At 52.8% G+C, this 12284-nt stretch carries 11 protein-coding genes; 9 read left to right on the plus strand and 2 right to left on the minus strand.

The window, feature by feature from the left end; all coding sequences use genetic code 11:
• Positions 1 to 26: 26 nt before the first annotated feature.
• Both AWR27_RS04960 and AWR27_RS04965 read left to right on the plus strand, forming a co-directional pair.
• Positions 27 to 1025, plus strand: coding sequence for a nucleoside hydrolase (locus tag AWR27_RS04960; RefSeq protein ID WP_077130175.1), 999 nt, complete (start codon positions 27 to 29; stop codon positions 1023 to 1025).
• 157 nt (positions 1026 to 1182) lie between these two features.
• The gene (locus AWR27_RS04965) at positions 1183 to 3318 is read left to right on the plus strand and encodes a M3 family metallopeptidase (protein WP_083732753.1); all 2136 of its coding nucleotides are present in this window, start codon (positions 1183 to 1185) and stop codon (positions 3316 to 3318) included.
• An 82-nt stretch (positions 3319 to 3400) separates the two neighbouring features.
• On the opposite strand, the gene AWR27_RS04970 is transcribed toward AWR27_RS04965, so the two are convergent.
• Positions 3401 to 3949 (minus strand): YceI family protein, encoded by a 549-nt coding sequence (locus AWR27_RS04970; RefSeq protein WP_077130176.1) that lies wholly within the window; start codon positions 3947 to 3949, stop codon positions 3401 to 3403.
• A gap of 165 nt (positions 3950 to 4114) precedes the next feature.
• Here AWR27_RS04970 and AWR27_RS04975 point away from each other — a divergent pair, with 165 nt between their 5' ends.
• The 7 genes from AWR27_RS04975 (at position 4115) to kynU (ending at position 11639) form a co-directional block, all read left to right on the plus strand.
• The gene (locus AWR27_RS04975; protein ID WP_077130177.1) at positions 4115 to 4633 is read left to right on the plus strand and encodes a DUF4494 domain-containing protein; all 519 of its coding nucleotides are present in this window, start codon (positions 4115 to 4117) and stop codon (positions 4631 to 4633) included.
• A 115-nt stretch (positions 4634 to 4748) separates the two neighbouring features.
• Positions 4749 to 5201 (plus strand): HYC_CC_PP family protein, encoded by a 453-nt coding sequence (locus AWR27_RS04980; RefSeq protein WP_077133806.1) that lies wholly within the window; start codon positions 4749 to 4751, stop codon positions 5199 to 5201.
• 78 nt (positions 5202 to 5279) lie between these two features.
• Entirely contained in the window at positions 5280 to 7655 is a 2376-nt protein-coding gene (locus AWR27_RS04985) for a TonB-dependent receptor (protein WP_083732754.1), read from the plus strand.
• Positions 7652 to 8218, plus strand: a complete 567-nt coding sequence (locus AWR27_RS04990) for an AraC family transcriptional regulator (RefSeq protein WP_077130178.1) — start codon at positions 7652 to 7654, stop codon at positions 8216 to 8218. Before AWR27_RS04985 ends, AWR27_RS04990 begins: the two co-directional genes overlap by 4 nt.
• A gap of 212 nt (positions 8219 to 8430) precedes the next feature.
• Positions 8431 to 9867, plus strand: coding sequence for a hypothetical protein (locus tag AWR27_RS04995; protein ID WP_232325977.1), 1437 nt, complete (start codon positions 8431 to 8433; stop codon positions 9865 to 9867).
• Between the two features lie 81 nt (positions 9868 to 9948).
• Complete coding sequence (locus AWR27_RS05000) at positions 9949 to 10311, plus strand: heavy-metal-associated domain-containing protein (protein WP_077130179.1); 363 nt, start codon at positions 9949 to 9951, stop codon at positions 10309 to 10311.
• A gap of 50 nt (positions 10312 to 10361) precedes the next feature.
• Entirely contained in the window at positions 10362 to 11639 is a 1278-nt protein-coding gene (gene kynU, locus AWR27_RS05005; RefSeq protein WP_077130180.1) for a kynureninase, read from the plus strand.
• On the opposite strand, the gene AWR27_RS05010 is transcribed toward kynU, so the two are convergent.
• Positions 11619 to 12260: a TetR/AcrR family transcriptional regulator gene (locus AWR27_RS05010; protein ID WP_077130181.1), complete on the minus strand. Its 642-nt coding sequence runs from the start codon at positions 12258 to 12260 to the stop codon at positions 11619 to 11621. The genes kynU and AWR27_RS05010 overlap by 21 nt on opposite strands.
• Positions 12261 to 12284 lie beyond the last annotated feature (24 nt).

Consider the following 12284-nt stretch of genomic DNA (forward strand, 5'->3'; position numbering starts at 1 on the left):
GCGAAAAATCTGCGAGAACAAATCACATGCCCCAAAAACGCAAACTAATTTTTGATACCGACCCCGGTGTTGACGACGCAATGGCCCTGCAATTTCTGCTGGCCGCGCCCCAACTCGAACTGATTGGCCTGACGACCGTGTTTGGCAACGGCCCCGTCGATTTAACGACCACCAACGCCCTGCGCCTGCTCGACCTGGCCGGGCGCACCGACATTCCCGTAGCACGCGGAGCCGACAAGCCGCTGCGTGTGCCGTTCGAGGGTGGTGCTTTGCACGTTCACGGCGACGATGCACAGGGGAATACCTTCGCCCCGCCGAGTCAGCACACGGCTATTAGCCTGTCGGCGGCTGAATTTTTGGTGCAGCAAATCAAGGCTCAGCCCGGCGAACTGACGATTGTAGCCGTTGGGCCGCTGACGAATCTGGCCCTCGCGCTTCAACTCGACCCAACCATAGCCAACGACGTTGTCGATGTAGTGATTATGGGTGGGAATGCGTTCTGTTCGGGCAACATTACACCCGCTGCCGAAGCCAACGTCTGGTCGGACCCCGACGCGGCTGATCTGGTTTTCGGGGCTAACTGGCGCGTTACCATGATTGGCTTAGACGTAACGCATCGGGTGAATCTGACAGGAGCAACCATCGCAGAACTGGCAAAACTGCCCGGTGCTTTCAATCAGTACGTAGCCGCCACGATTCCGTTTTATCAGGCATTTTACGAGCGCGTCAATAATATCGACGGCTTATATGTACATGACTCAACGGCGATTGCCTACCTGCTGGCTCCCGAACTTTTTGATTGTAAACAGTATCCGGTGCGGGTCGATACGTCGGCGGGTATCAGCCGGGGCAAAACGTGGCCGTCGCTGGGCGAGTCGGATCTGGAAGAGGGCGAGGCACTGCTACCTTGGAAAAACCGCCCGCTCGTGAACATTGCCGTGGGCGTTCGGGGCGAGGGCGTGGTGCAGTTGATGATGGATACGCTGAGACCCCACCCCCGTCCCCTCCCCGTTATGAAGGGGTGAAGCCTGAAAAGCTTCGCGCTCCTCACCCCTCCCTAACGGGGAGGGGACGGGGGTGGGGTAAGCCACTCAACCCTGCATCCTGACCGTTGGACTACGAACGATTGTTTGTCAGAGCATTGATTCGTATTTTTCGGGGAAACTCTTGTTCCAAACCAATATGTTTACACGTCAACAACTCATACAAACCGGCGTATTGCTGGCTCTTGCTGCCACTACGGCACTGGCCCAGCCCGCTGCGCCCCAACCGCCTAAAATGACCCAGAATCCGTTTTTACAGCCGTACACGACACCCCACCAGACGGCTCCGTTCGACAAAATCAAGAATGCCGATTACATGCCCGCACTCACCGAAGGGCTGGCGCAGGGCCGTAAAGACGTGACGGCTATCGTGAATAATCCGGCAAAACCCACGTTTGAAAATACCATCGTAGCCCTCGAACGGGCGGGCGATTTGCTGGGCCGGGTAACATCGGTATTATTTAACCTCAACAGTGCCGAAACTACGCCCGAACTGCAAAAAATCGTTAAAGAAGCGTCGCCACTACTGAGCGAGTACGGCAACGACATCACGCTGAATGAGAAACTGTTTGCTCGCGTGAAAGCCGTTTACGACCAGCGGGCCAGCCTGAAGCTTGACACCGAGAGCGCGATGCTGCTCGAAAAAGCGTATAAACGATTTGCCCGCAACGGGGCCAACCTCGACGCCAAAGGAAAAGAGCGGCTCCGGGCGATCGACAAAGAACTATCGCAACTGTCGCTGCAATTCGGGGAGAATGTGCTCAACGAAACCAACGAGTACGTGATGGAAGTGACCGACGAGAAAGACCTCGCTGGTCTGCCCGACTACGTGCGCGAACTGGCAAAATCGACTGCCAAACAGAAAGGTAAAGAGGGTTGGGCGTTCACGCTCCAGGCTCCCAGCTACGGGCCGTTTATGCAATATGCCGACAACCGCGAATTGCGGAAGAAACTGTTCATGGCCTACAACGGGCGCGGTTTCCGTGGCGATAAGAACGACAATCAGGCCATTATCCAGAAAGTCGTGAACCTGCGTTATGAGCGGGCTAACCTGCTTGGCTACCCCACCCACGCTGATTTTGTGCTGGAAGAAAGCATGGCAGGTTCACGCGGCAAAGTGCAGAGCTTCTTAGACGAACTTGTGACCTACGCCCGCCCAGCCGCCGAAAAACAACTCGCCGAACTGACGACCTACGCCAAAGCCCACAGCTTCGCCGACAACAAACTGCAAGTCTGGGATAACAGCTACTATGCTGAGAAACTGAAAAAAGAGAAATACGACCTCGACGACGAGACGCTGAAGCCCTATTTCAAACTCGAAAACGTGCTGAACGGCGTGTTCACGGTAGCGAATAAACTATATGGCATCACGTTCAAAGAGCGCACCGACATTCCGGTGTATAATTCGGAGGTGAAAACCTACGACGTGTTCGATAAAGACGGGAAGTTTCTGGCTGTGTTCTACGGTGACTATTTCCCACGCCCCGGCAAGCGGTCAGGCGCGTGGATGAACGACGTGCAGGGGCAGAAAATCGAGAACGGGCAGAACATCCGTCCGCACATCGTTAACGTCTGCAACTTCACCCGTCCTACCGATACAAAGCCTTCACTGTTAACCTTCTATGAAGTCACGACGCTGTTCCACGAGTTTGGGCATGGGCTGCATGGGATGCTGGCAAATGGCCAATATGAAAGCCTGAGCGGCACGAGCGTTCCCCGCGATTTTGTGGAGTTGCCCTCGCAGGTGATGGAAAACTGGTGCTACGACCCCGAAGCCCTGAAACTGTTCGCCAAACACTACCAGACCGGCGAAGTAATCCCGAACGAACTGATCGAAAAAATCCGGGCCAGCCAGAATTTCTTAGCCGGTTTAGCCAACCTGCGCCAACTGCGTCTTGGCTTGGTCGATATGTATTACCACGGTCAGAAACCAACGGGCGAGAGCGTATCGCAGGTTGAAAACAAAGTCGACTCGGTAGCGAATCTGTTTCCGCGCGTTGAAGGCGTAGCGTTTAGCCCGGCGTTCTCACACATCTTTGCGGGCGGCTATTCGGCGGGTTACTATAGCTATAAATGGAGCGAAGTGCTTGATGCCGACGCGTTTGAGTTCTTCAAAGAAAAAGGTGGTCTGGAAAACAAAGCAGCCGCCGACAGTTTCCGCAAGAACGTGCTGGAAAAAGGCGGCAGCGAAAAGCCGATGGAATTGTACAAAAAATTCCGGGGCCGCGAACCCTCGCCCAAAGCCATGCTGCGCCGGAGCGGGTTGATTTTGTGAAATTCTGTTTAACCGCCAGAGCGTTCCGTTCCCTGAGAGGGCGAATTAATTCGCCCTCTCAGGGAATTTTGCTACAAAAAAATTACCCCTGTTTCGTTACCTGAATATTCAGCACCAGCCGCACGTCGTCGCTGACGACCACGCCACCGGCTTCGGTAACGCCATCCCACATCAGGCCGAATTCCTTACGCTTCACTGTACCCGTTACTTCAAAACCGGCTTTGGTCTGGCCGTAGAAATCCTGCATCTGACCGCCGTATTCGGCCTTCAGCGTTACGGGTTTCGTCACGCCCCGCATCGTCAGGTCGCCGATTAGTTCGTAGGTGTCGTCGCCGGTTTTCTTCATGCTGGTGGAGATGAACGTTAGCTTTGGGAACTGTTCGGCATCGAAAAAGTCGGCTGATTTCAAGTGACCATCGCGCTGTTCGTTGCCGGTAGTGATGCTGGCTACGTCGGCAGAAAAGGCGATTTTGGCACCTTCAAAATCGTCGCCAGCCATTTCCAGCGAGCCTTCATACTGCGTGAACAGCCCCGTAACGGTTGACACCATCAGGTGCTTCACTTTGAACTGAACTTCTGAGTGCGTGGGGTCAATTACCCATCGAGTGGCGGTTGCGGTTTGAGCTTCCATGATGTATTTCGTTAATTGTTGTAGTGGTATTTAATGTCGATACATGTAAATTGTTTATAAAGTTCAGCGGATACTGTTATTTGTTTGTGAATAGCGCGTTTCCATGCTTTTTCCGCACTTTTGCGGTACGTTTAGTGTTCTGTCAATGTACTAAATCATTGAAAAATGCCCAACTGGTTTCTCGGTAAAATCCGCTATCAGCAACCGATTGACGAAGCGACTGTCGGTACGCGCAACGAAGAATTTTTAAAGCAAAAAACGGTAACGGAAGCCTATTTGGTTGATGCCGTGAGTTACACCGACGCCGAAGCCCGGCTCTATCAGGAAATTGCGGCCAATACGCCTGACTTTGAGATCACCGATATTTCGCGCATGAAACTCGCCGATGTGTTTTTCAGTGAGGAAGGGGGCGATACCTGGTACAAAGTGAAGGCGATGTTTATCACAGACGACGAGAAAACCGGCAAACAGAAGAAGTCGCCGAGCCTGATGCTGGTGAACGCCGAAACGCCCAAGCAAGCCTACGAGCGCGTTGAACACAGTCTGCGAACAGCCCTTGATCCGTTCGAGATTACGGACGTGAACACGACGAAAATCCTGGATATTTTCCCGTTTAACGAAGAGGAGCAACGCAACCTGCGCCCGCTCAACGAGGTAGCCGAGCGCGAACCTGAAGCAGTATAATACATACCGAAATGCCATCTGATTACAGGATGGCATTTGTTTTTAATAAGATTTTGGTTTTTGGGCAACCGGTTACTTGCCTTGTATTGTCCAATTGCTGATATTTGTCTCACTTATGAAACGCGCCCTGTTCCAGTTTCTCAACCTGATGATGGCCTGTGTCGTGCTGCTGAGCAGTACGGGCTTTGGGCTGGTTGAGCATTCGTGTCAGATGCGCGGCAAAAAGAAAACGGTAGTCGTTGCGTTTAGCGACGCCAAAACCAAACCCGGTTGCGCCGAACATAGCCAATCTGCCCCTACCAATAAGCCCGCTGTTAAAAAGTCGAACTGCTGCGACGAAGATGCGTATTATCAGAACGTTGACGTAAAGTCGTCGCTGAGCCAGCTCGTTGCCAAGTTCGTCAAGACCGTTACCGAAGCGGTTGTGGCGGGTGTTGCGGCTCTGCTGGCGTGGGTGCTTAACTGGGTTTTTGACCGCGAAGCCGCAATTTCGCTCGCCGGTTCGCTTTCGCCCCCACCACTCTCCGGGCGAGATATTCTTACGCTTATTCAGTCTTTCCTGATTTGATTCGTTGATCGACATTCCGCTGCCGATGCCTGTTTGGGCATGGGCTGTACGTGTTTACTGTCATCAATCAACGAACCTATGTCATTCCATTTTCTTCGCCGTGTGGTGCTGAGCATTGCCATCGGCTGGCCGGTTGTGCAGGCACTGGCCCAATCAGATTCTACTAATCGCGCTGTTCTGTCCGCCGATTCTGTTATAACGCCAGAGCCGATTCTGGTGCAGGGTATTGTCAGCGAACTAAACAACGGTCGGCGGGTGCCGCTCACGGGTGCTACCGTGCGGTGGCTGAGTACGTCGGTTGGGGCCGTTACCGACTCGCTGGGCCGCTTTCAATTGCCTCTACTACCTGCCCAAAATCGATTGGTGGTCAGCTACGTCGGCTATCAGCCTGATACGCTCACGGTAACGAATCCTGCTACTCAAGTAGCTATTACGCTCCGGGCCGCGCAGACGCTCAACGAAGTGACCGTTACGGGCGCACCGGGGCAAATCGACCCGCTCAATCCGATTCAGACCGAGCTTATTACGCAGCGGACTCTGGCGAAAGCGGCCTGTTGCAACCTGTCGGAAAGCTTCGAGACGAACGCGTCTGTGAGTGTGTCGTACAGCGATGCCGTTACGGGAGCCAAACAAATTCAGTTTCTGGGGCTGGGTGGGCAGTATGTTCAAACCAACGTTGAGAACATACCAACCGTGCGCGGGCTGGCAACAACTTTCGGGCTGAACTACATTCCCGGCACCTGGATTACCAGCATCGACATTGGCAAAGGAGCCGGTTCGGTCGTGAATGGCTACGAAAGCATGAGCGGCCAGATGAACGTAGAACTGCAAAAACCCGATAGCCCCGACCGCCTTTTCCTGAATGGCTACGTCAACAGTTTTGGGCGGGCAGAAGGTAACGTCAACTGGTCGAAGCCCCTCAACAAGCGGTGGAGCATGGGGGTGCTGGGGCACGCGAGTACGCTGCAAACCGAGCGCGACCAAAACCGCGACGGATTCCGCGATTTGCCGCTGTACACCCAGGTTAATGCGGTTAATCGATTCAAATACAGTGGCGAACGCTTTATGGCGCAGTTTGGCGTGAAGGCACTCTACGAAGATCGGAATGGCGGGCAATTGTCCCGATTTGGCGAATCTCGGTATGCATTTCTGAACACGACAAAACGGGTTGAGTTCTTCTCAAAAACGGCCCGGCTGTATCCCGAAAAACCGTACAAAGGGCTGGGCCTGATTCTCAACGGCCTGTATCATGATCAGACCGCTCGCTTCGGCCTAACGCCCTACACGGGCCAACAACGGTCGTTGTACGGCAACCTGATTTACCAGAACATTATTGGCACCACGAGCCATGCCTACAAAGCGGGGCTGAGTTACGTATTGGACGATTATCAGGAGCAATACGCCAGTCGCCCGCTTTTGCGCCGGGAGTCGGTGCCGGGTGCATTTCTTGAATATACCTACACCTATCTCGACAAACTAACGCTGGTGCTGGGTGGGCGGCTCGATTATCTGTCGGTCAGTGGGCAGCGGCAGCAGGTAAATACAACCTCCATAAACGGACAGCCGCACCATACTGAAACCGTAGTGTTGCCCAACCAATGGGCGCAGTGGCAGGCTACGCCCCGGCTGCATCTGCGGTATCAGCCAACGCCAAACCAAACGCTGCGGCTGTCTGCCGGGCGCGGTTTTCGGATGCCGAATCAGTTGGCAGAGAACATGGGCTACTTAGTCAGTTCGCGCCGGGTTAACCTGAACTATGACGTGCGGCCCGAAGTATCGTGGAACTACGGGGCAAGTCTGACGAATGATTTCCGGCTGTGGGGTAAAAAAGCATCGGTGGTGCTGGACTACTACCGGACTGATTTCCAGAATCAGTTGGTGGTCGATCTGGAACATCCGACGCATCTGTATTTCTATAACTTACAGGGTCGTTCGTTTGCGAACAGCTTTCAGGCCGAACTGAACGTACAGCCCGCCCGCCGGTTCGACCTGAAAGCCGCTTACCGCCGGTTCGACGTGCAGCAGAGTATGGGCCGACCGGGTACGCCGTCGCAGTTACTGCCGCGCATGATGATTGCCCGCGACCGGGTGCTGCTGAACGCCGGTTATGCGTTACCCTATGATAAGTGGAAGTTCGACGCGACGTTCCAATGGAATGGCCCGCGCCGGATTCCGTATCTGCGCGAAGGCGTGACCTTGCCGGGCGGGGCTACCATGCCGCTCGATTACGCACCCGGATTCGCCAATCTGAACGCGCAGGTGAGCCGCGCCTTTCGGAGCGGCTGGGAAGTGTACGTTGGGGGCGAAAACCTGACCGGCTTCCGCCAGCTCGACCCCATTATAGCCCCTGCTAATCCGTTCGGCCCAGGCTTCGATGCCGGGGCGCGGGCCTGGGGGCCAATTACGGGGCAAATGATTTATGTGGGATTCAGATTCAAACCACCTCATCAATGACACTATCCATTCGGAATATGGTGTGCGACCGCTGTAAACGGGTGGTGCGCGAAGAATTAGAACGGCTGGGGCTGATCGTTGAACGGGTCGATCTGGGTGAAGTCGATATTACTGCTTTGCCACCCCACGTATCGTTGGATGACGTTCGACGGGCATTACAGGCCAATGGCTTTGACCTTGTCAACGACCGAAAACAGGCACTGGTCGAGCACATGAAAATTGTACTGATCAATGAATTTCAACACCTGAAAGGCGACCGCCAACCTGCCGAAAAGGTCTCCACGTTTCTGGAGCGTAAAATGGGCTATGAGTATTCGTACCTGAGTGGTCTGTTCTCGGCCAGCGAAGGGCAAACCATTGAGAAATACGTCATTGCGCTGAAAATTGAGAAGGCAAAAGAATGGCTTCGATACGATGAACTTACGCTCAGCGAAATTGCCTGGCGACTGAGCTACAGCAGTGTGCAGCACTTAGCCAATCAGTTTCGGCAGGTTGTCGGCCAAACGCCGGGCCAATTTCGTAAAGCCGGACTGCCCGACAGGCGGTCGCTCGATGCGCTCTGAATTGTGTACAACTGAGCCATAATCATGCAAAATCAACAGCGTATAAAGCGAGTTTTAATAATAGGCCAACGATGGTCTGACAAACACAAACAACGCTTATGGAAATGATGGATCAACACAAGGAACACGTTGCAATATGTTTTGATTGTGCCGAGGACTGCCGCCGTATGTCGGCCCATTCGTGAAGAATACATGGCGATGGCATTCAAACGATGCCATCGCTTACTCAACTCAACGGCTTTATGAACCAGTTATGTCTATTATTCGTGCTTAGTTCCGTGTTGCCCGCTATGGCTCAGCATCAACATCGCGACCACCTACCAAACCCACCTGCCTCACAATCGGCAACGACCGATTCCATGCCGGGTCGGCAACATCATCAGATGATGACAATGAGTCATTCATTTTCACGTAGCCTGCCCATGAATCGGAATGGCTCCGGCACAAGCTGGCACCCTGATAATACGCCGATGTATGCCTACATGCTTCATACGCCTAAAAATTGGATGTATATGTTGCATTACAGCGTGTTTCTCAGGCATACTAATCAGAACTTCACAAACCCTACCGGACGCGGGCGTGACCGGCAGTTCGATGCACCAAACTGGTTTATGGGTATGGCCCAACGCACCGTAGGCCAGCGAGGATTGTTTATGGCGCGGGCTATGCTCTCGTTTGATCCGCTAACCGTTAGCCCGAATGGCTATCCTTTACTGTTCCAGTCGGGAGAGAGTTATCAAGGACGACGTCTGGTTGATCGGCAGCATCAGCACGATTTATTCTCAGAACTTGCTGTAGCTTATAGCTATGCATTTAGCAACAAATCAGATGCCTTTTTGTACGTTGGTTTTCCCGGAGAGCCAGCTTTGGGACCACCAGCTTTTATGCATCGACTGTCGGCGTTCAATAATCCTGATTCGCCACTGGGGCACCACTGGCACGACGCTACGCATATAACGTTTGGCGTTGTTACGGCTGGTTATCGACTGGGAATGGCGAAAATTGAAGCATCATCGTTTACCGGACGCGAACCAGATGAGAACCGACTTGGCTTAGACCGGCCCCGTTTTGACAGTTATTCGTTTCGGTTTTCTGTAAACCCGTCACCTGCCTGGGCATTGCAAGTGTCTCATGGTTTTTTGAAAAGTCCTGAATCGGTCGAGCCGGAAGAAGATGTAAATCGGACTACGGCTTCTGTTCTGCACAGTAAGTCATTGGGTAGCCCTGACCGATACGTAACTTCAGCATTGGTGTGGGGCATGAATTCGCACGATGGAACCAACGAAAATGCATACTTGGCCGAAACGAGTTTGCAACTGAACCGGGTAGCCTTACATGGTCGGTTTGAAAATATTACAAAATCGCAGGAAGAATTAGGCATAATCAATAATGACGCAGGCACAGAGTCACGTTTAGTGACTGTCAACAACGCTACATTAGGTATGAACTTCCGGCTTGTTCGTTATGCCATGAGTGATCTTGTGCTGGGAACTCAGATAACGGCCAGTATGCCGGATCAATTTTTGCAATCGCTTTATGGAAAAATGCCATTGTCGGGTCAGATATACCTGCGCCTGACACCTGGTATATTACAGGCCAGTAGCCGCTCTGCTCACACGGGCCATGCGGCCATCCATGAGCCTAACTGAATAGCCAGTAGGCTGGCTGTTGGTTTGGCACTAATTGTGCAGACTGTTTGTTTATTAACTACCTTAAAATCAACTAAAACCATGTTTCGCAATCTTGTTCTGACTCTTCTTTCCCTGCTTGTTTTAGTAGGCAATGTTGTCGCCGGTAAATTGGTTTTTGACGACCGCGAGAAGGAAGTAAAAATTAAAACATCAGCCGTGTGCGGCATGTGCAAAGCCCGCATCGAGCGCAATCTGTCGTTCGAGAAAGGTGTTAAAGAAGCTACGCTGGATGTGAAATCGAAGGTTGTAACCATCCGGTATAATCCCCGGAAAACAGACGTCGATAAGTTGAAAGCCAACATCAGCAAAACGGGTTATGATGCTGAAGAAGTGCTGGCCGACGAGGCCGGATACGCCAAACTACCCGAATGCTGCAAAAAAGGTGGTATGGATCATCAATAAACCACCGGTAGGTTGTTTGGAACAAAGGCCAGTCGTGTAGTTTTGTAGCTATGACCTACGAAAACACGCTGGCCTTTGCGCGTCATCTCGACGACACCGATCCGCTTCGCCACTTCCGGAAGCGTTTCCATATTCCGCAACGCAACGGGCAGGAATTGATTTACCTCTGTGGTAATTCGCTGGGATTGCAGCCTAAGTCCGCCCGCGCTGCGTTGGAACAGGAACTGAATACCTGGCAAAGTCTGGGTGTGGAAGGCTGGTTTGAAACGCCCGAAGGCGCGACGCAAAACTGGCTCGGCTATCATAATAGCTGCAAAACGGCACTGTCGCAGATCGTAGGCGCACAGCCTGCGGAGGTTTGCCCAATGAACGCGCTGACCGTAAACATTCATTTGCTGCTGACGTCATTTTATCAGCCAACGCCGGAAAAATACAAGATTCTTACCATTCTGGGTGATTTCCCGTCGGATCAATACGCGCTCGAAACGCACGTGCGGCATCGGGGCTATACCCCAACCGACGCGATTATTGAAATAACTCCCCGCGAAGGTGGCGAATCCACGCGGGGACTCATTCATACCACAGATATTCAGCACGCTATCGCCCAACATGCCGATGAACTGGCTGTAGTCTGGATGAGCGGCCTGAATTATTATACCGGGCAGGTCTATACTATGGCTGCTATTGCCGAAACAGCGCGTCGGTATGGCATTCCGGTTGGGTTCGATCTGGCGCACGCCATTGGCAACATCCCGCTGCAACTCCACGACTGGGGCGTTGATTTTGCCACCTGGTGTTCTTACAAATACCTCAACGGTGGTCCTGGTGCCGTGTCGGGCGTGTTTGTCCATCAAAAACACCATGACCGTAACTTGCCCCGGCTGGCGGGATGGTGGGGATACCGCGAAGACCGGCGATTTGAGATGAAACCCGGTTTTTTGCCCGCGCCCGGTGCCGACGGCTGGCAACTGAGCACCCCCAACATTCCGGCACTGGCCCTGCACCGGGCCGCTATCGCGATCACAGCAGAGGCTGGTATGGCTGCCCTGCGCCAGAAAAGTGAGCTACTCACAGGATTCCTCGAGTTGGTGCTACGTCCGTTTCCGCAAATCAGCATCCTGACGCCTGCCGACGCTAATCAGCGCGGTTGCCAACTGTCACTGCTGGTACGGAAAAACGGCAAAGCCTTATTCGAGCAACTGACGCAGGCGGGTATTATTGGCGACTGGCGCGAACCCGATTGTATCCGGCTCGCGCCCACACCGTTGTATAATACGTTTGAAGACGTTTGGCGGGTAGGAGAGGCCCTACACCGATTTCTCGGCTGAATCGGCTTCCAACCGTTCCTTTGTGTACAGATATGCACCGTGAAAGAGCCGGCCAAGCGACACTTCGATCTGTTGCCAGCCTTCCTCACTGGCGAGGTCGATACCTAAAATAGTGCGTTTTTGCTGCGCCATAAGCGTCAGCATGGTCATGCCGCTCATCAGAATAGCAGCAAACGGACGGCCATTGTCGAGTTCGATAATCTTAGCCAGATCATCGACCATTGCCTGAAGTTTTTTTTCTTTCTCTCCAGCCAGTGTATTGTGTAAACAGTTGTTACTCAACAAATTGGCCTTGATAAACTGCTGTGCATGAACGTTGTTACGCAGTAGCCGGAACTCGTCAATCATAAACCCGTAACAAGCCTCGAAAAAGTCGGTTAAGGGGGCATCTTTCAGCCGCTCAACGTCGATAGCGGGTGCCGAAACAACCGGCTTGTTTATGCTGTAATAGGTTTCGATTAAGCCACTAAGACCACCAAAATACCGATAAATTAAAATCTTGTTAACACCGGCCCGACTGGCAACCCGGTTAATTCGGACCTGATCGAGTCCATCGTTGGTAATAATTTGTCCAACAGCTTCAAGAAGCCGTTGTTCCGTTTTTTCACGGCCACGCTGCATATAGATTGAACAATGGGATAGTAC

Origin of the sequence: Spirosoma montaniterrae (genome assembly GCF_001988955.1) — a bacterium.
Taxonomy (GTDB): Bacteria; Bacteroidota; Bacteroidia; order Cytophagales; family Spirosomataceae; genus Spirosoma; species Spirosoma montaniterrae.

Coding starts and splice junctions, on each gene's coding strand:
- AWR27_RS04975 (WP_077130177.1), top strand. CDS start 4,115: ATGCCCAACTGGTTTCTCGGTAAAATCCGCTATCAGCAACCGATTGAC.
- AWR27_RS04970 (WP_077130176.1), bottom strand. CDS start 3,949: ATGGAAGCTCAAACCGCAACCGCCACTCGATGGGTAATTGACCCCACG.
- AWR27_RS04960 (WP_077130175.1), top strand. CDS start 27: ATGCCCCAAAAACGCAAACTAATTTTTGATACCGACCCCGGTGTTGAC.
- AWR27_RS04985 (WP_083732754.1), top strand. CDS start 5,280: ATGTCATTCCATTTTCTTCGCCGTGTGGTGCTGAGCATTGCCATCGGC.
- AWR27_RS05000 (WP_077130179.1), top strand. CDS start 9,949: ATGTTTCGCAATCTTGTTCTGACTCTTCTTTCCCTGCTTGTTTTAGTA.
- AWR27_RS04965 (WP_083732753.1), top strand. CDS start 1,183: ATGTTTACACGTCAACAACTCATACAAACCGGCGTATTGCTGGCTCTT.
- AWR27_RS04995 (WP_232325977.1), top strand. CDS start 8,431: ATGCCATCGCTTACTCAACTCAACGGCTTTATGAACCAGTTATGTCTA.
- AWR27_RS04990 (WP_077130178.1), top strand. CDS start 7,652: ATGACACTATCCATTCGGAATATGGTGTGCGACCGCTGTAAACGGGTG.
- kynU (WP_077130180.1), top strand. CDS start 10,362: ATGACCTACGAAAACACGCTGGCCTTTGCGCGTCATCTCGACGACACC.
- AWR27_RS04980 (WP_077133806.1), top strand. CDS start 4,749: ATGAAACGCGCCCTGTTCCAGTTTCTCAACCTGATGATGGCCTGTGTC.
- AWR27_RS05010 (WP_077130181.1), bottom strand. CDS start 12,260: ATGCAGCGTGGCCGTGAAAAAACGGAACAACGGCTTCTTGAAGCTGTT.